Origin of the sequence: Thermomonas fusca DSM 15424 (genome assembly GCF_000423885.1) — a bacterium.
GTDB classification, from domain to species: Bacteria; Pseudomonadota; Gammaproteobacteria; order Xanthomonadales; family Xanthomonadaceae; genus Thermomonas; species Thermomonas fusca.
Map to the genome: position 1 here is coordinate 1 of NZ_AUIV01000038.1, position 23,094 is coordinate 23,094.

At 63.9% G+C, this 23,094-nt stretch carries 20 protein-coding genes and 3 pseudogenes; 9 read left to right on the forward strand and 14 right to left on the reverse strand.

Going from position 1 to position 23,094, the window contains the following annotated elements; genetic code table 11:
* From G582_RS0112755 to G582_RS18055, 4 genes are all read left to right on the forward strand, one after another.
* A partial coding sequence (locus G582_RS0112755) for an integrase core domain-containing protein (RefSeq protein WP_028839954.1) occupies positions 1-310 on the forward strand: 310 nt, incomplete at its 5' end.
* Complete coding sequence (locus G582_RS18050; protein WP_156880513.1) at positions 243-1,451, forward strand: hypothetical protein; 1,209 nt, start codon at positions 243-245, stop codon at positions 1,449-1,451. The genes G582_RS0112755 and G582_RS18050, both read left to right, overlap by 68 nt.
* Before the next feature lie 219 nt (positions 1,452-1,670).
* Positions 1,671-3,581: a hypothetical protein gene (locus G582_RS0112765; protein WP_028840154.1), complete on the forward strand. Its 1,911-nt coding sequence runs from the start codon at positions 1,671-1,673 to the stop codon at positions 3,579-3,581.
* On the forward strand, positions 3,568-3,984 hold the full coding sequence (locus G582_RS18055; RefSeq protein ID WP_156880515.1) for a hypothetical protein: 417 nt from the start codon (positions 3,568-3,570) through the stop codon (positions 3,982-3,984). Before G582_RS0112765 ends, G582_RS18055 begins: the two co-directional genes overlap by 14 nt.
* 119 nt (positions 3,985-4,103) lie before the next feature.
* On the opposite strand, the gene G582_RS0112770 is transcribed toward G582_RS18055, so the two are convergent.
* The 6 genes from G582_RS0112770 to G582_RS16670 all read right to left on the reverse strand — a co-directional run bounded on the left by G582_RS0112770 (position 4,104) and on the right by G582_RS16670 (position 11,020).
* Positions 4,104-5,218 (reverse strand): IS3 family transposase gene (locus G582_RS0112770; RefSeq protein WP_169380644.1). Its coding sequence is split into 2 segments (ribosomal slippage): positions 4,104-4,966 and positions 4,966-5,218, totalling 1,116 coding nucleotides; the frame shifts between segments, so codons are not numbered across the junction.
* A gap of 420 nt (positions 5,219-5,638) precedes the next feature.
* Entirely contained in the window at positions 5,639-6,616 is a 978-nt protein-coding gene (locus G582_RS0112780) for an FAD:protein FMN transferase (protein WP_028840157.1), read from the reverse strand.
* The gene (locus G582_RS0112785) at positions 6,597-8,804 is read right to left on the reverse strand and encodes a PepSY domain-containing protein (protein WP_028840158.1); all 2,208 of its coding nucleotides are present in this window, start codon (positions 8,802-8,804) and stop codon (positions 6,597-6,599) included. Before G582_RS0112785 ends, G582_RS0112780 begins: the two co-directional genes overlap by 20 nt.
* Before the next feature lie 21 nt (positions 8,805-8,825).
* Positions 8,826-9,296, reverse strand: coding sequence for a DUF2271 domain-containing protein (locus G582_RS0112790; protein ID WP_028840159.1), 471 nt, complete (start codon positions 9,294-9,296; stop codon positions 8,826-8,828).
* 51 nt (positions 9,297-9,347) lie between these two features.
* Positions 9,348-10,598 (reverse strand): ferredoxin reductase family protein, encoded by a 1,251-nt coding sequence (locus tag G582_RS0112795; RefSeq protein ID WP_211219372.1) that lies wholly within the window; start codon positions 10,596-10,598, stop codon positions 9,348-9,350.
* Positions 10,599-10,627: 29 nt separating this feature from the next.
* The gene (locus G582_RS16670) at positions 10,628-11,020 is read right to left on the reverse strand and encodes a PepSY domain-containing protein (RefSeq protein WP_083961215.1); all 393 of its coding nucleotides are present in this window, start codon (positions 11,018-11,020) and stop codon (positions 10,628-10,630) included.
* Positions 11,021-11,151: 131 nt separating this feature from the next.
* Here G582_RS16670 and G582_RS0112805 point away from each other — a divergent pair, with 131 nt between their 5' ends.
* Both G582_RS0112805 and G582_RS16675 read left to right on the forward strand, forming a co-directional pair.
* Positions 11,152-11,811: a response regulator transcription factor gene (locus G582_RS0112805; RefSeq protein WP_028840161.1), complete on the forward strand. Its 660-nt coding sequence runs from the start codon at positions 11,152-11,154 to the stop codon at positions 11,809-11,811.
* A 2-nt stretch (positions 11,812-11,813) separates the two neighbouring features.
* Positions 11,814-13,193, forward strand: a complete 1,380-nt coding sequence (locus tag G582_RS16675; RefSeq protein ID WP_211219374.1) for an ATP-binding protein — start codon at positions 11,814-11,816, stop codon at positions 13,191-13,193.
* 18 nt (positions 13,194-13,211) lie between these two features.
* Here the strand turns inward: G582_RS16675 and G582_RS0112815 are convergent, their stop codons facing one another.
* From G582_RS0112815 to G582_RS0112850, 8 genes and pseudogenes are all read right to left on the reverse strand, one after another.
* The gene (locus G582_RS0112815) at positions 13,212-13,448 is read right to left on the reverse strand and encodes a DUF2274 domain-containing protein (RefSeq protein WP_028840162.1); all 237 of its coding nucleotides are present in this window, start codon (positions 13,446-13,448) and stop codon (positions 13,212-13,214) included.
* Positions 13,445-14,716 (reverse strand): TraB/TrbI/VirB10 family type IV secretion system protein, encoded by a 1,272-nt coding sequence (locus G582_RS0112820; protein ID WP_028840163.1) that lies wholly within the window; start codon positions 14,714-14,716, stop codon positions 13,445-13,447. The genes G582_RS0112815 and G582_RS0112820 overlap by 4 nt, the downstream gene beginning before the upstream one ends.
* Positions 14,717-14,718: 2 nt before the next feature.
* On the reverse strand, positions 14,719-15,711 hold the full coding sequence (trbG, locus tag G582_RS0112825) for a P-type conjugative transfer protein TrbG (protein ID WP_028840164.1): 993 nt from the start codon (positions 15,709-15,711) through the stop codon (positions 14,719-14,721).
* Positions 15,708-16,412, reverse strand: a complete 705-nt coding sequence (gene trbF / locus G582_RS0112830) for a conjugal transfer protein TrbF (RefSeq protein ID WP_028840165.1) — start codon at positions 16,410-16,412, stop codon at positions 15,708-15,710. The genes trbG and trbF overlap by 4 nt, the downstream gene beginning before the upstream one ends.
* 24 nt (positions 16,413-16,436) lie before the next feature.
* On the reverse strand, positions 16,437-17,816 hold the full coding sequence (gene trbL / locus G582_RS0112835; protein WP_028840166.1) for a P-type conjugative transfer protein TrbL: 1,380 nt from the start codon (positions 17,814-17,816) through the stop codon (positions 16,437-16,439).
* On the reverse strand, positions 17,813-18,133 hold the full coding sequence (locus G582_RS0112840) for a hypothetical protein (RefSeq protein WP_028840167.1): 321 nt from the start codon (positions 18,131-18,133) through the stop codon (positions 17,813-17,815). Before G582_RS0112840 ends, trbL begins: the two co-directional genes overlap by 4 nt.
* Positions 18,134-18,145: 12 nt before the next feature.
* Complete coding sequence (gene trbJ / locus G582_RS0112845; RefSeq protein ID WP_028840168.1) at positions 18,146-18,883, reverse strand: P-type conjugative transfer protein TrbJ; 738 nt, start codon at positions 18,881-18,883, stop codon at positions 18,146-18,148.
* A pseudogene (locus G582_RS0112850) lies at positions 18,880-19,851 on the reverse strand (TraG/VirB4 family ATPase); the annotation flags it as partial. The pseudogene G582_RS0112850 and the gene trbJ, both read right to left, overlap by 4 nt.
* Positions 19,852-19,989: 138 nt before the next feature.
* On the opposite strand from G582_RS0112850, the pseudogene G582_RS18590 reads away from it, so the two are divergent.
* The 3 genes and pseudogenes from G582_RS18590 to G582_RS17680 all read left to right on the forward strand — a co-directional run.
* Positions 19,990-21,066 (forward strand): annotated as a pseudogene (locus G582_RS18590) (type I restriction endonuclease); the annotation flags it as partial.
* A gap of 44 nt (positions 21,067-21,110) precedes the next feature.
* Positions 21,111-22,904, forward strand: coding sequence for a type I restriction endonuclease subunit R (locus tag G582_RS18595; RefSeq protein WP_282705144.1), 1,794 nt, complete (start codon positions 21,111-21,113; stop codon positions 22,902-22,904).
* Positions 22,832-23,094: pseudogene (locus G582_RS17680) on the forward strand (transposase); the annotation flags it as partial. The gene G582_RS18595 and the pseudogene G582_RS17680, both read left to right, overlap by 73 nt.

Sequence of the window (23,094 nt, forward strand, 5' to 3'; positions counted from 1 at the left end):
CACCAGCCGGGCCTTCATCGCATGGACGCAGCAGCACGGCATCCAACACCTGCTGATCGAGCCTGGCCGACCCATGCAGAACGGCTACATCGAGAGCTTCAACGGCAAGTTCCGGGACGAGTGCCTCAACGAGCACTGGTTCACGTCGCTGGCTCAATCCCGCGACGTCCTCGCCGAGTGGCGCCGCGACTACAACCAAGTCCGACCGCACAGCAGTTGCGGACGCATCCCGCCGGCCCAGTTTGCCGCCAATCATCGAACCCAAACCAACCCCACCGCAGTACCCTTCAACCCCGGGCTCTCCCAGTAATGGCTGGTACGGCTACTGGGGGCAGGTCACTGCGAAGAAGAAGTATGCAATTCTCCCTGAGAGGAATTTCCTCAAGAGCAAGGACAAGAAGCTGTTCAAGCTGGTGGATCGGGCGGGTTATACGCGCGTCCGGAAAGCGATGCATCCAAGTGCCCAAGACCTAACACCATTCATCTACTTTCTTGCAGCTATCACGAACTTCAACAAGCAGACGCTGCTTGAGCTCTCGAATACGAACATCCGACGTTCCACATATCTCGGGCAGGAGCGGATCATCTTCATGCCCGCGAAGCCGCGGGCGAGTGGACACATCCAGCCTAGGTCCTTCCCGGTTACGGCTGACCGGGACAACCCGGCGACCATTGTTACCTTTCTGATCCACTGGACAAAAGCTGCTCGAACAGCCGCGAATACTAAGACGAAGAACATCTTCGCATTTGTGCCGAGGGACAGAGGATCAAGGCAGATCATTAAACCGATCTTTGATCCAATCAAACGCGATAGCCCGGAATTCAATCAGCACGCGCCAGCATTCTGCAAGACGCTAGGAATGAATAGAAATGTGGGTACCAGGATAATTCGTGCGACAGGAGCCGATCTTGCAAGAAACGTCTTTCCAGGCAACCCCGTCGCCGTGGAGATGCTGCTAGGTCACGTGAACTGGCTAACTTCACACCCGGCATACAGGAGTGACGATGCCAAGAGGAAAGACGAGAGCGCTCTTGCAGGGGCTATGGCGGCCAGAGAGAGATGGTTGAGAACACAAGGTGCAATTGATGAACGAGCCGAAGGAAAGACCAGGGATCGGCGCTCTGCAACGCCGGGCTTCCTTTGCTTGGATCCATTCAACAGCCCCATTCCTTCTGAGAAGCAAGGGCGGCTTTGTTCGGCCTACGGCTTCTGCCCCACCTGCCCCTTGACACAACCTGACAGGGACGAGGGATATGCGCTTGCCCGGATGCTTCAGCTCCGAGAGCTGGCCATACGCGCAAGAACGGACGTTGGCCCGGAAGCGTGGAAAGCAAGGTTCGAACCAATTCTCAATGCACTTGATGAAATCTGGCTGCCAGCGATCACGTCCGAAGACGCTCTCTCCAAGGCCGAGAGAATGAAGTTATCCAATCTTCCGCCTCTCCAGTAGACCGACGACATGAAAAGATCAAGAAGGAGCACAGGGCTTCAGACCGGTTCGGTGCGAATGGTTACGCCACTCTCGCCGTTCAATCAACCTGAATGGAGGCAGGTTCACAACACGCCGGGCCAGAAGAGTGCTGGATCCACACTAGATTGGCGAAAGGTGCAGCGACGCGATGGTTCAAACCTCTGGGATCACGGCCCCAAAGAACTGCTGAATGACCTGATGGAGTTCATCAGCAGTGAAATAAACGCCCCACGGGGAACCGAGCGTCTCGGTCCAGGCTCCATGGCAACCATGCGGTCGTCTCTATCGAACCTGATCGAGTGGATGCATCAGGAGGGCCTCGAAAGAATCAGCGATATCGACAATGAGATGTCGTGGAACTATGTCGATTGGCTGATGAACGACTACGGGGCCGATCATGAGGTTCGCAAAGGTCGCTGTGGCCGTAAGCGAGAGATGACGGTTGCCAGCGGACACCGGCAGATCATCCTTATGCGAAAGATTTACGACTGCCGCAGTGCAATGGAACGGGCTGGCGCCAGCTTTATGACAGAGCCCCCCTTTGACAATGAGCCGAGTGCGAACAAAGTCGTTCAGGAGAGCATGGGCTTGAGACGGCTAGGGAGGCTCAAGCCCATCCCCGACGAAGTCTTCATCCCCGTAGTCTCTGTCGCGCAACGATATTTGGAAGGTTTCGCCGAGGACATCATCAGCTTACAGATGCTGGCCTTGGATATGGTCGATGACTATGCGGTAGTGCAAAAAGGCGAATCCGGAACTGACTACGTCTCGTACTCCGAACCACTGCACGAGGCGCTGAGAACATATTCGTTCAAAAGCGACCCAGGCACCTTGGTCCCCTGGGGCTTTCCTATAGTGGGACAGAGGCCCTACACGCCGCTAGACGGACGCGACGTCGAACTGACGCCAGTCCAGCAGCTTCGGCGGCTAATTGTAAGCGTCCTCCGAGCGGCAGCAGTCCTAACCCAAGCGCTGACGGGAATGCGAGCCCACGAGCTTTGCAGCATCCGAACAGAGGCATTGGGGGAAGATGGACTGCCAACTTGCATCAAGAGGGAGATCACAGAGGATGGCCTCTTTGAGGTCTTCTATGTTGCGGGTGAGACTGCGAAGGGGCGTAAGGAGAGTACCCGATGGGTAGTTGGCGCACGACCGGTTGGCGATCCCTTTATTCCACCTGTTGTACAAGCGCTGTCGTATGCAGCCAGGATTTCGCAGCCATGGAGAGAGCTTGCCGGAATCAAGAACGTCTTCCTAACCTTCTCGGCCTCAAGGGGGCTGCCAAGACAACCGGAATCCGTGGGCTTGCTTACATCGTCAACACTCACGGTTTGGCAGCGCGAGTTCATGTATGACTTTGTTGATTTATCTGACATCGCCCCGTCGAAGGATCAGAAAGTCGCTTTAATCATGCAGTTTCGAGCGCACCGATGGAGGCCGACATTCGCACAGCATCTGTTTCGAACGGACCCGCGTCTGCTTCCAGCCATATCAGAGCATTTCAAGCACGCGTCCGAGGTCATGACGCTACGCGGATACATTGGCAACGACCCATCGCTGAAGATTTCATTTGAAGCTGCCCATGTACAGGCTGGCGTAGACATTCTGATGGAACTCACTAGCGGTGCGCAGGAGGTGGCCGGCCCGCTGGCGAGACTGGTTAGTGAGCACAGGCAGCAGATGAACAAGACAATCAGATCTCAGCCGGGAAAGACGCTAGATGAGAAGCTGACGAACTACGTAAAGACGCACGAAATTGCTATCTGGAACGCTCCCCACGGCAGCTGCCTTATGTCGCTGATGCCGGAGAGGTCCAGGTGCAGGAAGGTCGCGAATGAAACTTCATGGTCCAATCAGAGACCAAATCTTGCCGTCAGAACCCCGTCCTTGTGCGCAGGATGTGAATGCCTGTATGTCCGCCTTGATCACGAGCAGTACTGGAGAGAGTCGTACGAAGAGTACTCCCGGGCCATGACCGACGCACGTGAAGAGGGCAGAGAGCAGGAGTTCAGGGTGGTTGAGCAACGCATGAAAATTGCGGAGCATTTTCTCGGTGCGATTGAAGGGGCGCGCAGAAGTAAGCCTGGGGGCGAAAATGTCGCGCATTGACCTCGAACGGATCAGGAAAGACTTCTCCGAGGCGATCACAAGAATTCAGAAAGGGAGGCCCAAGCACCCAGATTTGGTTGCGCGCCAGCGTGAGGGCAAGCTTGTGCTGAACCCAACTACGGCGGCAATGGAGTCTGGTCGAAGCCGCACCTACGTCGGACACGCGGGCTGCGCGCTTCCTGATATCAGATCGCGAATTCTGTCCGAAGGCTCTAGATCGGTGAGAATTGGATCGATGAAGGAGGTTGTCAAAAGCCTTAAAGAGCGCGTGTCTGAACTTGAACAGCAGGCGAAGATAAAGGACAGCGCAATCGCCGCGCTTCAAATTGCCTTGAGCAGAGCAAGGCCAAAGACACATCCCAGGATTGGAAACGTAACCCCATTTCGAAAGAAGACCAGGTAGGCCCGCCAGCTGCGTGTGCCGGCTGACTAAACTGTCGGTACCGCTCGAGGCTGGTCAAGTCGCTGGTGCTGCCCGCGGGCAGCCTGGGCAGCCGGCCACTTCCGCCGTAAGCTTCCCCGTCAAGCACACAAAGCAAAAGTAGAACTTTCCTCGTACTGCTGGCGGACCTCGGCGGGCGTCATATCGCCGAGGGAATCGTGGGGGCGTTGCTCGTTGTACTCGAGCATCCACCACCAAGCGGCTTCGCGGACGTCCTCGAGGCGCCGGAACAGGTACTGGTCGAGCACCTCCTCCCGGAACGTGCGGTTGAACCGCTCGATGTAGGCGTTCTGGTTCGGCTGGCCGGGCTGGATGTACTGGATGGCCATGCCCTGGTTCTTGGCCCACTCGGTGAAGGCCTCGCCCAGGAACTCCGGGCCGTTGTCGGTCCGCAGCACCTGCGGTAGCCCACGCTCACGCTGAAGCCGCTGAAAGATCCGGACCAGGCGCAGCGACGAGATCGAGGTATCGACCTCGATGTGCAGCGCCTCGCGGTTGAAGTCGTCTTCGACGTTGAAAGTCCGGAACCGGCGGCCGCAGGCGAGCGCGTCGGACATGAAGTCCGCCGACCACACCGAATCCGGCGTACGCGGCACATACAGCGGCACGCGCTCGCGTTTGGGTAGGCGGCGCCTGGCAGCGCGGCGGCGGTTCAATCCCATGGCCTTGTAAACCCGATAGATGCGCTTGTGGTTCCATTCCGGCCGGCGGCGCCGCAGCAGCTTCCGGCACTTCCAGAAACCTCGGGCCGGCCGGTCTTTGACCAGCTCGGCCAGTGCCGAGATGATCTCGGCGTCGCGGACCGTCCAGTCCAGCGGCGGCCGGTACCACGCCGCCCGGGATAGCCTGACCATGTCACAGGACCGGCGCAACGGCCGCTGGTGCTCCTCCAGGAGGAAGCGCACCGCCTCGCGCTTCTGCGCCGGCCCTACAGTTTTTTTGCGATCAGGTCCTTCATCGCGGCGTTGTCGAGGGCCAGCTCGGCGTACATCCGCTTGAGCTTGGAGTTCTCGGCCTCGAGTTCCTTCACGCGCCGCAGCTCGGACGCCTCCATGCCGCCGTACTTCGACTTCCACTGGTAGTAGGTCGCCGAACTGATCCCGGCCTGGCGGCACAGGTCCTTGATCGGCACCCCGGCGTCGCCCTGCTTGAGTACGGCAATGATCTGGGTCTCGGTGAACTTCGACTTCTTCATACAACCTCCTGGCGGGGAAAAGATGCCAGAAAGTTCTACTTATTGGGTGTCTACCAACCGGGGAAGCTTACGCGCTCCCGACCCAAAGCGGCCTAACTGCCAGGCCGGTCTCCGACCCGAACAGAACCCGGAGTACTTGGCAGCGGACAACCGGGACAGGGCGAGAATTACGGCGCAAAAAAGTTCCGGTGTCAAGCCCTTCGTACAGATCACGCAGGGCTTGAAACCGTATATGGGACAGCAGGTTAGCTCTTTTCAAGGCCGCTTTGCAGAATGGCGGCTTCGTAGGCTAGGAGCTACATAGGAGCATCGGGAGAGAAGGACACATCGCGCTGCGTCGTGCTGGATTGCTGAGCAACGACGAGCCTGCCACATCATCATAGCCCACGAATCCGCATTCGTAGCTCGTCGGTTTCAGCATCAAATGGATTGTGCAGTGCGCCGACTTCGGTCCTCAACCTGGAACAATCCGCATCCTTTTGACAGTAGCCCACCCCTGCCATCCCGTATCAGGAACAACACGCTCAGTCCCTGCCGCGCCGCGAGTGCCAACCCGGCTTCGGAGCCTGTCACCATGAAGGCTGTGGCCCAGGCGTCGGCTTCTGCACAGGTCGGGGCAAGCACGGTGACCGACGCTGGCGAAGACAGCAGCGGCGCGCCCCGCAGCGGGTCCATTGTGTGCGACAAGCGGCGGCCCTGCACCGTCACGCCATGCCGGTAGTCGCCCGAGGTGGCGACAGCGCCATCTTGCAGGCGCAGGATCGAATTCGGAGCGCGGCAGTCTGGATCGGGCGCCTCGACCGCAATCGTCCATGCCTCGCCACCGGGCCGCAGGCCCAGCGCGCGCATCTCGCCGTCGATGCCGACCAGCCCCGCGGTGATGCCAAAGCTGCGCAGGGTCTGCGCCAGTCGATCCACTCCGTATCCCTTGGCGATGCCATTCAGGTCAAGCGTGATGGCCTCGCGTTTGCGCACCCGACTACCCGCCAGTTCCAGCGTCTCGTGCGCAGGGCGGCGTGGCGCGGACAGGGCACGGCGAATGCCTTCTTCATTGACGGCCTCCGGGCCGAAACCCCAAGCTTGCACTGCATCACCCATGCCGATGTCGAAGGCGCCGCCCGAGGCGCGCCCGATGGCCACGCCCAGGGCCAGTACCTGAGCCAGTTCATCAGGCACCACAACCGGTGTGTTTACCGGCGCCCGGTTCAGGCGCATCAGGTCGCTGTCCGGATTCCAGGTGGACATCTGTGCGTCCACCTCGTCGGTTGCCTGCTGCAAGGCTGCCTGCACCGGGCCGGTGTCGAATCCCGGCACGGCGAAAAACAGGGCAGACCAGCGCGTGCCCATGGTGGGGCCATTCAACGCATGGCGGATCAGTTCAGTAGATGTCTTCGACATAGCGGTCCCCGGCTTTGAGCATGGCGGGCGTCAGCCCAGCGGGTTTCAAGATGTCGGTCAGTGCTTCCGTCACGCCACGGGCCATGTCCCGCCCGCCGCACACCATGATCCTGGCGCCTTGGCGGATAGCCGCCACAACCTGTGGTGCCTGCAGCCGAAGCACGTCCTGCACATACTGCGGCCGCTCCCCGCGTGAGACGGCGATGGACAGATGCGCCAGCTTGCCATCGGTCTGCCAGCTCGACAATTCGTTCTGATAGAGGAAATCGCTGTCTGGGTGACGCAGCCCGAAGAACAGGTGCACGGGACGGTCTGACGTGTTGTTGCGGATGAAGCCCGCCAGAGGCCCCACGCCGGTGCCCGCGCCAATCAGAATCAGCGGCGCCCGGCCCGGGCCTGCATGAAAGCCCGGATGGCGCCGCAAGAAAGCGCGAACCGTCTGGCCCGGCTCCATCTGGGTGAGTTGGCCCGAGGCCAGGCCGCCGACATGCCGACGCACGACAATTTCGATGAAGCCATCGCGCGCGCCCGAGGCCAGCGAGTACAGGCGCGGGACCGCTGAGCCTTCGGGCACGATGCCCAGCAAGTCGCCGGGTTCGAAGCGCGTGAAGTGCTGGCCCGTCAGGCGCTGCCAGAAGGAAGCCGTAGGCAACGCAAAGCGCAAGATCGACATCGGTACTTGCACGGCCGCGCCGTAATCGCTGCGAGCCAACAGGGTCAGCGTCTGGGTGGCCGGCACAGCCGCTTGGTGAGCGAGTTCCAGTTCGATGCCCAGCGCCTGGCCCAGGGCGCGGCCCCAGTGGGCAAAGTCCTGCGGCGATTGGCGGTCGATAGTGTCAAAGGCCATCAAGGCAGGCCAGCCCTTGGCCTGGGCAGTCTGATCCACGGCGCGGGCAAACGCGCAAAAGGCTGGGAAGCTGCTGTCGCCAAAACCCAGAACCGCCAGCGGTGCGGTGGGCACGGTCTTCAAGGCTTGGAGTTGATCGAGAAAGCCCTTGGCCGAGGCTGGGGCATCGCCCTCGCCATAGGTGGCGGCGAGGACTACAAAGCGCCGGGCCTGGCGATAGCGTGCGGGCGCAAAGCCCGCCATGGGGGCCACGTGAACCAACTGCCCGGCGTCGCGCAAAGCGCGCGCCAGCGTGGCGGCAAAAGCCCAGGTGCTGCCGCCTTCGGAGCCCACCAGCACAATGGTGTCGGCCTGCGTGGGCGCTGTGTTGCCTTGGAGTCTGGGGCGGTTGCGCCATCCGGGCAGCCAGGTCAGCACCCCCGTCACCGCCAGCACCGGCACCCCCAGTGCCATCAGGCCCAAGATGAGCCCGAAGGCGGCGGCGCCCTGCCCGGTGTGCAGCATGTAGACCGTCTCCGACGCACGCTGCCTCAAACCCAGGTCTTGCCAGTCCAGCAGGGTGCCGGTGCCTTGGTCCACATGCCCCATGCCCCGCTCGGTTTTGAGGGTGAACATGTCCTGTGCATCGTCTGCGGCGGGAAAGCTCAACTCGCGCAGCTCGGCCACCGGCGTGGCGCGCAGCGCGGGCATCTCGGTCAGCGCCAGGCCGGCTTGGCCGCTGACCGCGGCTGGCGTTTCCAGGCTGGCGGTGTCGATCGTGACGAGCTCCAAGGTTTCGGCCGCCATCCACAGCGCGGTCACCGAAGACAGCACGAGACCCAGCACCGCCACGCGCGCGATGTCGGTGTGCAAGCGGCCAAGCAGCGGGCCACGCAGGCGTGTGAACCAGCGTCGCCAGCCACCCGTGCGGCGGGCTACCAGCACCGCGCCGGAGAGGGCCAGCAGCAGCATCGCCAGCGCGCCCGTCGCCACCATCCAGCGACCGCCGTCGCCCAGAAAGAGCGAGCGGTGCAGGTTGGTGAGCCAGCGCCGCAGTGAGTCCGGATCGGCGCTGGCCACGTCGAGGCCCGTGGCCGGGTTGATCACCGCCGAGCCCGGCTGGTCGCCATCGAACCACCATGCGCTGATCTGTCCCGAGGGCGCGCGCCTGATCTGTTCCAGACCCGGGTGCGCCGCTTGCACCCGCGCGGCCAGATCGGCCACGGTCAGCGTGGCTTCCGGCTGCACGGTGCGGGCCGACTCCAGCGCCGGAAACAGCGACAGCGCCGCGCCGCTCAGCGCCGTGACCAGCAGCAGGACGGTCAGCACCAAGCCCAGCCAGCGGTGCAGGATTCGCATCATCGCGCAGGCCTCCAATCAGCGTCAGAGCCCATAGCTGAAATCGGCGACATAGCGCCGCCCCGCAACGGGCTTGCCAGCGCCTGCGGTTGTCAGCGGCACCGACACATCACGCGGGCTGTCCTGCATGTCCTCGGCGGCGGCATCCACGTTCAACTTGTAGCCCGCATCGAACAGGGCGTCGGCCAGATCCACCGTCACCTTCAGACTGCGGCCTGCGCCCACGCTGGCGCCGGTGATGCCATCAATCTGCGGGCCCTTGCCGCCGGTGGCGCGATGCCAGTCCGTCAGGTGCTTGTAGTACTTTGATTTTTTGCCCGCGACCCACAGCGTGCGTACATAGGCGCCGTTCGCATCGGTCAGGTACAACGCCAGATAGGCGCCATCGCCCCCATAGTTTTTGAGTGTGGTGGTCAGGGTGACCGGACGTGCCGCAGCCAGGCCAGGCAGTGCCAGGGCGGTGGATACAACCAGGAAAGAGACGAGTTTTTTCATGATGATTCCTTTGCAAATGAGGCGATGTCGTTGGTGGAGGTGTGGGGCCGTCTAGCGCAGCTCGAACGCCTCGTGATGAACGCGGCGCGGGCGCTGTCCCGCCGCTTGGAGCCCAGATACGACGGCATCGCGCAGCCCTGTCGGTCCGCAGTAAAACAACTCCGATTCGTGCAGTGGGAAAGGCACCAGTTGGGTCAACCGTTGCGCTGTGAAGCGCCCGTCTTCGGCGCTGGCCACGATATGCACCGTCAGGCCGGCATGGCGCGCGGCGATGGCGGCCAAGCGCTCGGCGGCGAAAGCCTCGGTCCGCGTTGTCACCACCCAGACCAGAGCAATCTCCTGCTGGTCGGTATCGGTCAATGCCTCGGCCCAGGCCAGGAAAGGGGTGATGCCGATACCGCCGGCCAGCCAGACCTGGCGCCGCGCGCGTTTGCGGAAAACGAAGCGACCGTAGGGCCCCTCGACCCGCAGGCGCTGACCGTGTGCCAGACGTTCGGGCAGGCGCCGGGTCCAGCCACCCAGGGCTTTGATGCCGAAACGCAGGTGACCATCCGCACGCGGAGCACTCGCGATGGTGAAAGGATGAGCCTCGGCCATCCCCGCATCGGGGGCCGACAGGAAAGCGAACTGACCCGGTCGCCAGCGCAGGGCACGACCTTCCGGGCGCAGCGTGACCTCCGCGACCGACCCGTGCCGGTCGATGTTCTCCAGCACAAAGGCACGCGGACGCAGGTACGGTGCGACGAACTGCATGAACAACCAAGCAGCCAACCCGGCCAGGCTCAATGCGTTCAGGTATAGATCCAGCGTGCCGTCCAGGCCGGAGGGCTTGTCGACGGCAAACTGGTGGAGTGCGGCGACGGCAAACAGAAGCCCGGTGAAGCGGTGAGTGAAGCGCCAGATCGACCAGGGCAACTCCAGCCGAGTGAAGGGAATCCGCTTGATCCAACTGATCAGGATCAGCCCGATGAGGCCATTGAATGCGACTTCACCGACGTCCGAAGCAAATTCTCCCAGCCGCGTTTCGCGCACAACATTTTCTAGCTCGGGCTCGAAGGTGTTGTGGCCGATCATCAGGGCCAGTGCGGCAATTCCCAGCCATTTGTGAACCTTATACATCCGATCGAGCCCCCCAAATAGGGGCTCGGCCCAACGCGGGCGTGTGGACAGGATCAAGGTCAGACTCATTGCGGCAATGGATGCCGCGCCGAGTGCAATACCCAGTGCGATGTCTGCACCGTAGGGAGCATAGGTCTGAGCACCGAGCACGGCGGCGTACAGAACAGCCAGGGTGGCCAGCATGGGCCCGGCAAGGTACATAGCGCGCTCCACTAGCGTGAGCCCTCTGGCGTCACCGGGACAGGCGCACGTTGCAGCCTGTCGTCCGCGGGTTTGCTCGTCTTGGCCGCCTGGCCGCGTACAGCAGGCAGGTAGCGCACCGCATCGGCGCCGGAGCGGAAGCGAACCTCCAGCTTCAGGATGGCCAGCGAGGTGGGGTCGATCTTCAGGCCGACCCGATTGCCATCGCTATCCCGGCCATGGACTTCGTAGCAGCCATCGTCGATGCGCAAGCGCTCCGCCGTGACGCCCAGGGCCGTAACATGGGCCGTCACGGCTTCGCGGGACTGCCATTCGGCCATGGGTCGGCGGCAATCGTCATCGGCCAAAGCGGCGCCAGAGGCGGTCAACGCGATGATCACGGCAATCGGTAGGAATGATTTCATGGTGAGCTCCTTTATCCTTGATGGCTTGAGGATGCTCTGCCAACGTGACCGCAGCCTGAGCCCTGAAAGAAAAAATCTTCAGGTTGTCGTCAGGTATGCCGTTGCGTTGGCCCCTATAGAGGAAAGGTTCCATGCGTGTCCTGCTGATTGAAGACGATGACGTGCTCGGTGCAGCCGTGCGCGACCAGATTGCGAGCGATGGCCATTCTGTGGATTGGGTGCGCCGCCTGGATGCGGGAGACAGCGCGATCGCGGGTGTGCCCTACGACCTTGCCCTGCTCGATTTGATGCTGCCGGATGGCCGGGGCATTCCCTTCCTGCGGCGCCTGCGCGCGCGGGGCGTGGTCACACCGGTCATCATCCTGACGGCGCTGGATCAGGTGTCGGACCGGATCGAGGGGCTGAATGCTGGCGCCGACGATTACCTCGTCAAGCCGTTTGATCTGGCAGAGCTGTCGGCGCGCATCGGGTCGGTCGCGCGGCGGTACAGCGGCAATCCCAATCCCATCCTTACCCATGGGCCGCTACAGATCGACTTGGCCGCACGCAGCATCCGCCGAGACGGCCACTTGGTGCCGCTGACGGCGTGCGAATGGGCGTTGTTCGAGGCCTTTCTATCCCGGCCTGGCCAGTTGCTCTCGAAGACACAACTGGAAGAAAAGCTCTATGCCTTCGACACCGAGGTGGAGAGCAACACCATTGAGGTGCATGTCAGCCGCCTGCGCAAGAAACTGGGCGCCGAGATCATCGTGACCGAACGCGGACTGGGCTATCGGTTGGGGCACGCATGAGGATGCCCCGAAGCCTGCAGCGGCGCTTGGGGCTCTCGCTGGGCGTCCTGCTGACGGCGCTCTGGATCGGTGCTGCTTCAATGACAGCGCTTATTACGCGCCATGCCATGGAGGAGGTCTTTGACTCGGCTCTCCAGGAAGCGGCTCAGCGGATCCTGCCGCTGGCCGTCGCCGACATCCTCGGGCGCGAGGAAGAAGGGGTGACCCAGCGCCTGGCCGAAATCCGCGAGCACGACGAACTCCTCACCTACGCCGTGCGCGATGCCCAAGGACGCATCCTGTTGTTGTCGCACGACGCCAGCCCAGCGGTCTTTCTTCCGTGGGGCGGTATCGGATTCACTCAGTCCACAACTCATCGCTTTTACAGCGAAGAAGCGCTGCAGGGCTCTGTCCGGCTCACTGTTGCCGAGCCGCTGGCGCATCGCGTGGTTGTGGCGCGTGAGATCCAGATGGGCCTGGTTCTGCCTCTGTTGATTTTTTTGCCCGTTGCGTTGCTGGCCATTGTGCTGACCGTGCGTACGACCCTGGCCCCCTTGCGCCGCTTTCGCGAACGGCTGGCGGCACGTGGGGTACGCGATCTGTCGCTGATTCCAGTGGATGAACTGCCGACAGAGGTTGCGCCGGTGGCCGACACCCTGAACGGCCTACTCGGACGGCTCGGCGCCGCCTTCGAGGCCGAGCGCAGCTTCGCTGCCAATGCTGCCCATGAACTGCGCACGCCGCTGGCGGGCGCCATCGCACAGGCCCAGCGCTTGCGGTTGGAAACGGGAGACCCGGCGGCTAAGACCCGCGCGACTGATATCGAATCGACGCTCAAGCGCCTGACGCGACTCTCCGAACGTTTGATGCAACTAGCGCGGGCCGAAGGCGGGCGGCTGCGTCTGGAGCACGCCTCGGATCTGCGGCACGTGGCGCGGATCCTGACCGACGAGTTGTCTCGTACCACGAGCGCGGATCGAATCTCCCTGGTGCTGCCACCCGATCCTCTGATGTCGGACCTCGACCCCGACGTATTCGCCATCCTCTATCGCAACCTCGTCGAAAATGCCTTGCGCCATGGCGCGGACGGTACGCCCATCCATGTTTCGCTGACCAACGATGGCGTGCTGACGGTCGCCAACGATGGACCGATCGTGCCGGGCGACGTTCTTGCCCGTTTGACGGACCGATTCGAGCGTGTGGGAAAGCTCAGGGATGGCAGCGGTCTCGGGTTGGCGATTGTTCAGGCGATTGCACAGCGCACCGACAGTGCGCTGGTTCTAAGGTCGCCGAGGCCTGGACAGGGTTCAGGCTTCGAGGCATGCCTGACGCTTCCCACTACGAAGGGTGACAACAACCTGTTGATCGATCCGGGCAGCCGTTTCGGCAATTCGCCGAGCTGAGTACACGATTAGCTTGGTTTAGGGGGGCGCGGTCTTGTCCGTGCCTCCCTTCTTGAATCCTCTATCCCCCGCCATGAACGCCTCTAGCATGTGCGGGATCAACTTCTCTGCATCGACCGCCTCGCCATACGTCTGCGCGTGCATCGCGGCGTAGCGATCGAGGTCGGCTTTCAGGCTGGCCGGGCAGGCAAAGGTCAGCTTGACGTTCTCGGTCTTGGGCAGCGGCCCGAGCCGCAGCTTGTTGGTCGTGCTCATTGCGAAGCTCCCCGATTGAAGAACAGCGGCTGGTAGGGCCGTAGCACCAGATCCCGGTTGACGATGATGCGAACCGGCAGGCCAGGCCGCTCGGTCAGGGTCGGCTGGATGTTCATGTTGCGCCGGGTGATCTCCTGGCCGACCTGATTGATGCTGTCCTGGGCGCTATCGCGCCCGGCGATGACGATGCGGTTGCCGTCCTGGCGGTTCTCCGGCGCGGCCAGTTCGGCGCCCACGCCCAGCAGCGTCGTCAGCACCGCACCGGCGACGATGCGCTTCCAGTGCCAGTCCACGTCGTCTTCCAGGCCGGCGTAGCCGGCCGGGTCGGTGCCCACGAGGTTGTCGAGCGTCAGCGAGGACGTGTCGGGCAGGATGATCCGGTTCCACACCACCTGCACGCGGCTCTGCCCATAGCTCACCTGGCTGTTATAGCGCCCGAGGATGCGCGACCCTTGAGGGATCAGCAGGAACTTGCCCGTGGCAGTGTCGTAGACCGGCTCCGTCACCGTGCCGATCACGTCGCCGGGCAAGTCCGACTTGATGCCCGTCACCAGCGCGCCGGCGATCACTGTGCCGGCCATCACCTGATAAGGCGAAGCCGGAAGCGTCAGGTTGCCAGAATTGCGGGTTTCCGTAGAACCGGCTTTCAGGAACGCCTCTTTCTGGCCTTGCCGGTTCTGCACGGCGGTCGGGTCGGCAGGCTGGGCCGCCGTTGAGGCCGGTCTAGCAGCGAGCGGGTCGAAGGCCGCGAGCGCGCTTGCACCACCAGGCGTACCCGGCGCCGTCTGTGCCACCGTGGCGGCCTGGCCTTGACCGCCCGAGCGGAAGAACACCGACGAAGCCGCCGCGGCTTCCGCCTCCTTGCGCAAGGCGTCATTGGGATCGTGGCCGGGAGCCGCGTAAGCAGCCACGGCCGGCTGCTGCGAGTTCACGATGGCCGGGCCGAGATCGCCCGGCAGCGGCGGCCCCAGCTCGGGGATTTTCGGCGGCAGCTTCGAGTAATCGGCCGGCAGGCCGTCCAGCCCTTCGGACTTCGACACGCGATCGACGTTGTAAAGCTCGGTCTGCTCATTGGCACCACGCCGCTGCGGTTGCAGCGACCAGATCGTGGCCCCGAGCACGGCGACCGACAGGCCGCCGACGAGGATGGCCAGCGTGCGCCGGTTCAGTCGCGTGACCGGGCGCGGCTGGGCGCGCAGCGCCACCGCCTCGGGCGTGACCTTGCCCGGCTGCGGCGTGGCAAGGTCGGGAGCGTCGTCCTGGCTCATGGTCAGTTCCTCCGTGCAACGCCGTCCGTGCGCTCGATCCGCACGACATCGCTCTTGTCACCACCCAGGCGCAGTTCGGCCGCGCCGAACAGGCGATCCACGATGTAGTACGGCGAGCGGAAGCGGTAGTTCACCAGTTGCCCGTCGCCCTGAGCGCCAATCACGAACAGCGGCGGCAATTCACCCTGGGCGATACCGGCAGGGAACTGGATATAGACCTTCTCGCCGTCATCGAAGGCGCGCAGTGGTTTCCACGGCGGATTGCTGCCGCTGATCGCGTAGCGGAAGCGCAGGTTCTCCAGCGACAGCCCGGTATCGACAGGCGCGGCGGCGCTGGCCGCCTGCGCCTGGCGCTGCAAAGCCAGCATCCGGTCGCGCGGGTACTCCCAGGACACCGACGCCATCCACGTCTTTTCCGTCGAAGCCAGCTCCAGCAGGTACGTCCTGCGGCTGGTGGTGATGACGAGATTGGTCTTGAGGCCCGAGCGGATCGGCTTGACCAGCACGTTCACGCGCAGGTCGGCGCCGTTGCCGCTGGACGTGTCGCCCACGATCCAGCGCACGGTATCGCCGGCGGCCACCGTCACCAGCTCCTCGCCCGGTTGCAAGGCAATCACGGTCACGCGGCCCACGGCCGCATAGACTTGGTAGAGCGCGCCATCGGTGAAGGGCCACACCTGAATCGCGTTGACATAGCCCTCGCGCGTGGGCGCGACGCGGGCCTCGGCATTGGCGCGCGAGACGCGCACCTTCTCGTCGGCCGGCTCCGGCGCGGGCTTGGCGTCCTCGGCTTCGGGCAATGGCTTCAACTGCGCCGGCATCGGCAGTACCTCGGGCACGGCCACCACCTCCACCGGCGCAGGCAGCTCGGGCAGTGGCTGGGCCTGCACTGGCTCATCAAGCGAGATCACGGGCGGCGGTTTGCCCTGCGTGGCGCAGCCCGCCAACGCAAGCAAGATCACCGGCAAAGCGGATTTACGGAAAAGATCATTCATGGCTTGGCTCCTTCAGAAGAATCCAGCTCGCGGCTCCACGACAGGCCGTTGATGTAGATGCCCAGTGGGTTCTTGCGCAGGCGTTCTTCGGTGCGTGGCGGCTGGAGTACGATGGACACCACGGCCGTCCACCGCTCCAAGCCCGCCGCGGCACCGTTGACGTAGCGGCGTTCCGTCCAGCGCACGTTGAAAGACGTGTCGCTTGCGCGCACGACGCTGGTGATCTGTACCGTCACCGACTCCTTGCCGATGCGCGCAAACGGGTCGTTGACCCGTGCGTAGTCGTTGAGCACGGCCGCGCCCTTGTCGGTCGTGTAGTCGTAGGCGTCGAGCCAGTTCTGGCGGACGACGATGGGGTCGATGGACAGCGAGCGCACCAGCGTCACGAAACGCGCGATGTGATGCGCCGTCTGCGCATCGTTGGGCCGGTACGGCGTGGCGGCTTCGCCGACCGCGCGTACCTGGCCCGCGTTGTCCACTTCCACGACGTAGGGCGTCACGATGGACTGCGCCGAGCGCCACACCAGGCCGCCGGCCATCAGCAGCGCGAGCGTCAGGCACCCGAAGGCCATCAGACGCCAGTTCTTCGCCTGCACGCGCGGCGAGCCGATACGGTCGTCCCACACCTGGCCGGCAGCTTGGTACGGCGTGGCAGGCTGCGGCGTGTCGGCATAGCGCACCTGCGGTTTTCCGAATCGCATGGTCAGTTCTCCTTATGAATCGCTTTAGTCGTCGGAGCCGCGCAGGCTCGGGCCTTGCCCCGAGCCGCCACCGTCGCCGCCGCGCAGCGTGTGCGCGGCGGCGGTCGCGGCGTGGGTGAGTTGCTGGCGGCGATGCAGCCGCTTGGCCCAGGCGGGTTGTTCCGGCGTCTGTGCAGTGGCGCCGCCTGCGGGGGCTTCTCCTGCGGAGGCTTGGCCGGTTGACGCGCCAGCGTCGGCCGTCGAGCCATTCCAGCCAGCACGGAACGGAGCGGCCATGCGCTGCCCGGCAGCGGAGGCGCGGAATGCCGCGCCTCGCCCGGCTGCCTGCGCGCCGGTCTTGGCGACGTTGCCCAGGCCCGCCATCGCGCCCTTTGCGCCGCCGCCAGCGGCGGCGGAACCGGCCTGGAACGCCGACTTCGCACTGCTGGCCGCCGACGTGGCGGCGCGCGCACCGCTACCGGCCAGCTTGGCGGCAGCCGGGGCCATGCGCGCACCAGCAGCCACGGCGCCACCCACGCCCGTCGCGGCGGCGCCGATGGCGACGGCCGTGCCGGCAGCGCCGACAGCAGCCCCGGCCATTGCGCCAGCGCCGAGCTGCGGCGCACCGGAGACGAGGCCCGTGGCGATGCCGGGGCCGAAGATCCCTAGCGCCAGCAAGGTGAGCGAGGCCAGCATGATGACCAGCGCGTGGTCGATAGACGGCTCGGCGGGATGGACTTGGAACTGAGCGAACAAGCCCGAGCCGATACCGACAATCACGGCCTGCACCAGAACCTTGACGCCGGAGGCGACCACGTTGCCCAAAACCTTTTCGGCGAGGAACGCGGTCTTGTTCCAGAGCGCGAATGGCACCAGCACGAATCCGGCGAGCGTGGTCAGCTTGAACTCGATCAGCGTGATGAACAGTTGGATCGCCAGCACGAAGAAGCACAAGACCACGACCAGCCACGCGAGGAACATCACCACGATGGGGTCGAGGTTCACGAACACTTCGGGAAAGCCCGCCATCTCGCCGATCTGCTCCAGAATCGGCGCCCCAGCGTCGATGCCGGTTTTCGCCAGCCGGCCCGGCTGCAAGAAGTTCTCCATCGTGATGGCCGAGCCGGTGGCGGTGATGCCCAATCCCGCAAACGAGCGGAACACGATGCTGGCCAGCCAGTTAAAGTTATTGATGATGTAGGCGAAGGCACCGACGTAGAGCACCTTGCGCAGCAGCTTGGCGATCACGTCCTCGCCCTGGCCGGTGGCATGGCTCATGGCCCAATACAGGCCGGCGATCGTCATGTCGATGACGATCAGCGTGGCAGTGAGGAAGGCCACTTCGCCCTGCAACAGCCCGAAACCCGAGTCGATGTAGGCGGAGAAGATATTGAGGAACTGGTCGATGATGGTCACGTCATTCATGGCGTGCCCTCCGGTTCGGCCGGCGACGCCGGCGCCATGCCATCGGCCGGTTCCTCGAAGCTCGGCGGAATCGGCGGCAGGTCGGCCAGCGTCTGGTATTCATCCGGCCCGGCCTGGCCGGAGAAGAAGCGCCGCCGGAAGGCTTCGGCGGCGGCACGGCAAGCGTCCTCGCCCGTGGCCTGCCGGTCGGCCGCGCATTGCGCGCCCAATGCCTTCAGCCGCACGGGATCGGCGGCCAGGGCATCGGCAAGGTGGTCGGCCGGCTGCTCGCCGCAAGCGGCCAGCAGCGCGACACACAGGACGAGGACGCATCGCATGGCGGCCTCCCGTCAGTTGCCGTAGAAGTTCACGGACTGCGGCGTGTACGGCGTGCCGTCGCCCAGGAAGCGCCGCCGCACCTCGCGGGCGCGCTCCGTGGCTGCCGCCTGCCGCGCCAGCTCCAGCGACGCCGCCCGGTCTTGCGTGATCTGGAGCCGCTGCGACTGGATCGACTGCTTGGCCTGCAAGGCCAGCAATTGGTTCATGGCCTGCATCGCTTGCAGCGCGCCTTCGGCCGATTGGCTCTTGCCCACGAGGTCGGCCAGCACGCTTTCGTCTTCGCCCAGGTTCTGCGACACCTGTGCCTGCATCTGCATCGTGGTCTGCAAGCCGTTGAGCGTGTTCCTCCAGCGCTCCTGCGCGTCGCGGTACATCTGGTCGCCGCTGATCGTGGCGGCGTACTGCTCGGGATACAGCCGCGCGAACTCCCGATCGAGGTTCGTCACGTCGTAGGCCAAGCCGCGGGCCTGAGCGATCAGCCGCTCGGTCGTCGCCAGATTGGCGCGCAACTGGTTCACCACGCTGGACGGCAGGCTGGCGAGGTTGCGCGCCTGGTTCATCAGCATCTGCGCTTCGTTCTGGAGCTGCTGGATCTGGTTGTTGATCTGCTCCAGCGTGCGGATCGCGGTCAGCGTGTTCTGGACGAAGTTGGACGGATCGAACACCGTGATGGCAGATGCCGGTTGTACGGCCAGCAGCGATACCGACAGCGCGGCGGCGAGCGAAATGGAAAGCGCACGGATCTTCATGGCTGGTTCTCCAATAGGTGGTCAGCAGTACAGAGGGAACCCGGCGCGAGGCCGGGGAACGAGGGCAGCAGATCGGCCGCCCAATCAAGGCCGCAATGGCGCAGCCAGCCGCCTGCGAAGCCGGGCGTGCCGGCGTCCAGCAGCACACGGTCCATGTCACGCTGGTCTTGCGGCGTGGAGGCGCCCGCAAAGGCCAGCGTCGCCGGCCCCAGGTCGAGGTCGAATAAACGGTTGCCAAAGCGGGATTGGTAGTAGTAGTCGCGCTTGGGCTGCGCGGTGGCGACGATTTCGATCTGCCGCCTGTTGAGGCCGAAGCCCTCGTAGATCGTGCGAATCTGCGGCTCGGTCGCCTGCGGGTTCGGCAGGAAGATGCGGCTTGCGCAGCTTTCGATGATCGCGGGCGCGATGCTCGAATCCTTGATGTCCGCCAGCGACTGCGTGGCGAAGATGACGCTGACGTTCTTCTTGCGCAGTGTCTTGAGCCACTGGCGGATGCGCGCGGCAAACACCGGGTCATCCAAGAACAGCCACGCTTCGTCGAGAATCAGCAGCGTGGGCGCACCGTCAAAGCGTTCATCGAAGCGCGCAAAGAGGTAGTGCAGCACGGCCATGACGGCGGCCTTGCTGTGCATCAACTCCTCCATCTCGAAGCACTGCACGTCGGCCATGCCGAGCCGGTCATGGTCGGCGTCCAGCAGCTTGCCGTGGGCACCGCCGAGCACATAGGGCGACAGCGCCTGCCGCAGCGTGTTCGATTGCAGCAGCACGGAAAGCCCCGTCATCGTGCGCTGCTCCAGCGGCGCACCGGCGAGGCTTCCCAACGCCGACCAGATAGCCGCCTTCTCGTCGGGGCCGACCGCCACGCCTTCATGCAGCAAGCGGCCTTCGACCCATTCGGCCGCCCAGGTGCGGTAGCCTTCGCGGTGGATGCGTGCCAAGGGCTGGAAGGCGATTTCGCCATCAGTCCCGCATCGTCTCGTGGCGTAACGACAGTCCCCTTCAGCAGGAAGCTCGCTGGGACGAGTTCACGGACTGGATGGCGGATCGGATCATCCGCATGGACGCGGTGTTTCGGCCACTGGTGAAGGCGTTGCCATGAGGATGCTATGAAAGAGAACCACCTCGAGGATGCCTGCCTGGAGTGGCTGGCCGGCTTAGGCTGGACCTGCGTCGAAGGCGACGCGGTATCTCCCAGCTCCGAGCCCGAAGCGCGATCGCGCTACTCGGATGTTGTTCTGGAGCCGCGCCTACGCGCCGCCGTTGAGCGACTCAATCCCGGGCTCAGCCCAGGAGAGGTCGACGAGGCCGTCGGGAAGTTGGCCAGCTATGGCGGCCAGTCCGTGGTCGATGCCAATAAGGAAGCCTACGACTGGCTGCGCAACGGCGTGCCCGTGGAGCGCATCGAAGCGGATGGCCGACGCACCGTGCTGCGCGTCCGCGCCATCGACCCTGCCGGCCCGAACGACCTGCTCGCGGTGCGGCAGTTCACGATCCACGGCCAGAAGATCCGGCGTCCCGATATCGTGCTGTTCGTCAACGGCGTGCCGCTGGTGGTGATCGAGCTAAAGAACCCGGCCGATCTCAATGCGGATATCGGCTCGGCCTGGAATCAGATCCAGACGTACAAGGCCGACATCCCGCAGCTGTTCTACTACAACCTGCTGAGCGTGATTTCCGACGGCACCGTGGCGCGCTACGGCTCACTGACCGCGGACCTGGGCCGTCACTCCCGCTGGCGCTTGCTCGATGGCAAGAAGGTGGGAAAGGGACAGCTGGAGCTCGAGGTGCTCATTCGGGGCCTGCTGGCGCAAGACACCCTGCTCAGCTTCTTCCAGGGTTTCGTGGCCTACGGGGGTGCCCACGGCGGTGCCACGACCAAGATCATTGCCCAGTGGCACCAGTACCACGGTGTGCTCAAAGCGGTGGAGCGCGCATCCGACGCCCTGCTGCACCGAAAGGACGGCAAGGGCGGCGTCATCTGGTTCACCCAAGGATCGGGCAAGTCCCTCTTGGCGCTGTTCTATGTGATGGCGTTGCGGGATAGGCCAGAGTTCAAGAACCCTACCGTCGTGCTGGTGACCGACCGCAACGATCTGGACGGGCAGCTGTTTGAGACCTTCGCGGATAGCCGCTGGTCCCTGCGCGCTGTCCCGGCCCAGGCGGACAGCCGGGAAGACCTTCGCGACAAGATTTCGGGGTCCAGGCAGGCGGCGTCTTCTTCACCACGATCAACAAATTCGCACCGGAAGCCGGGAAGACCTCTGTGCCGGTGCTATGCGACCGAGCCAATGTCATTGTCATCGCAGACGAGGCGCACCGGACCCAGTACGGCTTCCGTGCGGATATCGACACCCAGACGGGCCAGACCAAGTACGGCCTGGCGAAGTACATGCGCGACGCCCTGCCCAACGCCATCTATTTGGGCATGACAGGCACCCCGGTCAGCTTGGACGACCGTGACACCGAGGCGGTGTTCGGCACCTACGTCGATGTGTATGACATGATCGCCGCCCAGGAAGACGAGGCGGTGGTTCCGGTCAGCTATGAGAGCCGGATCATCGAGCTTCGATTCAATGAGGCCGAGAAGCAGGCGCTCATGGATGAGTTCCTGGAGGTCACTGACGACGAGGACGAGGGTGAGCAAAGCCGGACCGTCAGCCGCCTGACTCGCCTCGAAGCGCTGGCCATGGCCGAGGGCAGGCTGGCGACCCTGGCGGCTGACCTGGTAGCGCACTGGGAGGCGCGTCTGGAGTCGGTGGCGGGCAAGGCCATGATCGTGGCGATCTCCCGTGAAGCGGCGGTCCGGCTGTACGAAGAGATCGTCAAGCTGCGGCCCGACTGGAAGGGCGACGACATCAACACGGGTCGGATCAAGGTTGTGATGACCAGCAATTCGGCCGATCCGCTGCATTTCCAGCCGCACCGGACCGACAAGCCGCAGCGAAAGCTGCTGGAGAAGCGGTTCAAGGATCCCGATGACCCGCTCGAGCTCGTGATCGTGCGCGATATGTGGCTGACCGGTTTCGATGCGCCGCCCGTGCACACCCTCTATGTGGACAAGCCCATGCAGGGCCACGGTCTGATGCAGGCGATCGCCCGGACCAATCGCATCTGGCGCGGCAAGCCTGGCGGTTTGATCGTGGACTACATCGGCATCGGCGAGGAGCTGAAGAAGGCGATCAAGCAGTACACCAAGGATGCCGGAGCCGACCGCGAACCGGTGGACACCTCCGGGCAGGCCCTGGGCATCCTGCTCGACAGCTTGGACGTCATCCGCAAGGAGTTCTTCCACGGGTTCGACTACGCCGGCACGCACGATCCCAAGAAGGCCCTGGCCCGTCTGGGGCCGGCCATGGAGCACATCCTGCAGGTGGACCCGGAACCCGACGAGAGGGGCCGCAATCGCGGTGTGCGCGCCTATCTGGACCAGGTCGCCAGGCTGACCAAGGCTCAGGCCTTGGCCGGCACCTTGGCGCCCGCCATGGCGCTGCGCGAGGAAATCGCGTTCTTCCAAGCAGTCCGGGTGTGCCTTATCAAGCTGACCCGGGCCGGCGAGATTCGATCCCGGATGGAGAAGGAGGCCGCCCTGCGGCAGCTGGTGGCCAAGGGTGTGCTGGTTGAAGGGGTCAAGGACGTGTTCGGCACCTTGGGCCTGGGTAAGCCGGATATCTCGCTCCTGGACGAACAGTTCCTGGCCCAGATCCAGGCTATGCCCACAAAGAACCTCGCGGCAGAGCTCCTAGAGCGGCTTATTGCCGACCAAGTCAAGGCCCGCGGCGCCAAGAACGCTCTGCAGGCCAAGCACTTCACCGACAAGCTGGAAGAGGCGATCGCCAAGTACCAGAATCGGGCGCTGACCACTCTCGAGGTAATCGAAGAGCTGATGGGTTCACCCCCGTTTTCACGGACACTTACGAGAAGGCCAATGCAGGGCCATGAGGAGTGTTCATGTCGAAGCGAAGGAAGTTCAGTGCGGAGTTCAAGCGCGGTGCGGTTGAGCAGGCTAGTCAGCCTGGGGTGAGCTGTGCCCAGGTGGCCCGGGAGCTCGGGGTCCGGGACAACTTGCTGACCCGTTGGAAGCGGGAAGCCCAGAGCCAGGGCAAGGTGGCCTTCAGCGGCACCGGGACGCCTCGGGATGAGGAACTTGTGCAACTCAAGCGCGAACTGACGCGGGTGAAGAAGGAACGCGATTTTTTGCGAGAAGCGGCGAC

What these genes read in the sequence shown, in the direction of transcription:
- G582_RS0112765 (WP_028840154.1), top strand. Translation starts at nt 1,671, where the DNA reads ATGGAGTTCATCAGCAGTGAAATAAACGCCCCACGGGGAACCGAGCGT.
- G582_RS18055 (WP_156880515.1), top strand. Translation starts at nt 3,568, where the DNA reads ATGTCGCGCATTGACCTCGAACGGATCAGGAAAGACTTCTCCGAGGCG.
- G582_RS0112780 (WP_028840157.1), bottom strand. Translation starts at nt 6,616, where the DNA reads ATGTCGAAGACATCTACTGAACTGATCCGCCATGCGTTGAATGGCCCC.
- G582_RS0112785 (WP_028840158.1), bottom strand. Translation starts at nt 8,804, where the DNA reads ATGATGCGAATCCTGCACCGCTGGCTGGGCTTGGTGCTGACCGTCCTG.
- G582_RS0112790 (WP_028840159.1), bottom strand. Translation starts at nt 9,296, where the DNA reads ATGAAAAAACTCGTCTCTTTCCTGGTTGTATCCACCGCCCTGGCACTG.
- G582_RS0112795 (WP_211219372.1), bottom strand. Translation starts at nt 10,598, where the DNA reads ATGCTGGCCACCCTGGCTGTTCTGTACGCCGCCGTGCTCGGTGCTCAG.
- G582_RS16670 (WP_083961215.1), bottom strand. Translation starts at nt 11,020, where the DNA reads ATGAAATCATTCCTACCGATTGCCGTGATCATCGCGTTGACCGCCTCT.
- G582_RS0112805 (WP_028840161.1), top strand. Translation starts at nt 11,152, where the DNA reads ATGCGTGTCCTGCTGATTGAAGACGATGACGTGCTCGGTGCAGCCGTG.
- G582_RS16675 (WP_211219374.1), top strand. Translation starts at nt 11,814, where the DNA reads ATGCCCCGAAGCCTGCAGCGGCGCTTGGGGCTCTCGCTGGGCGTCCTG.
- G582_RS0112815 (WP_028840162.1), bottom strand. Translation starts at nt 13,448, where the DNA reads ATGAGCACGACCAACAAGCTGCGGCTCGGGCCGCTGCCCAAGACCGAG.
- G582_RS0112820 (WP_028840163.1), bottom strand. Translation starts at nt 14,716, where the DNA reads ATGAGCCAGGACGACGCTCCCGACCTTGCCACGCCGCAGCCGGGCAAG.
- trbG (WP_028840164.1), bottom strand. Translation starts at nt 15,711, where the DNA reads ATGAATGATCTTTTCCGTAAATCCGCTTTGCCGGTGATCTTGCTTGCG.
- trbF (WP_028840165.1), bottom strand. Translation starts at nt 16,412, where the DNA reads ATGCGATTCGGAAAACCGCAGGTGCGCTATGCCGACACGCCGCAGCCT.
- trbL (WP_028840166.1), bottom strand. Translation starts at nt 17,816, where the DNA reads ATGAATGACGTGACCATCATCGACCAGTTCCTCAATATCTTCTCCGCC.
- G582_RS0112840 (WP_028840167.1), bottom strand. Translation starts at nt 18,133, where the DNA reads ATGCGATGCGTCCTCGTCCTGTGTGTCGCGCTGCTGGCCGCTTGCGGC.
- trbJ (WP_028840168.1), bottom strand. Translation starts at nt 18,883, where the DNA reads ATGAAGATCCGTGCGCTTTCCATTTCGCTCGCCGCCGCGCTGTCGGTA.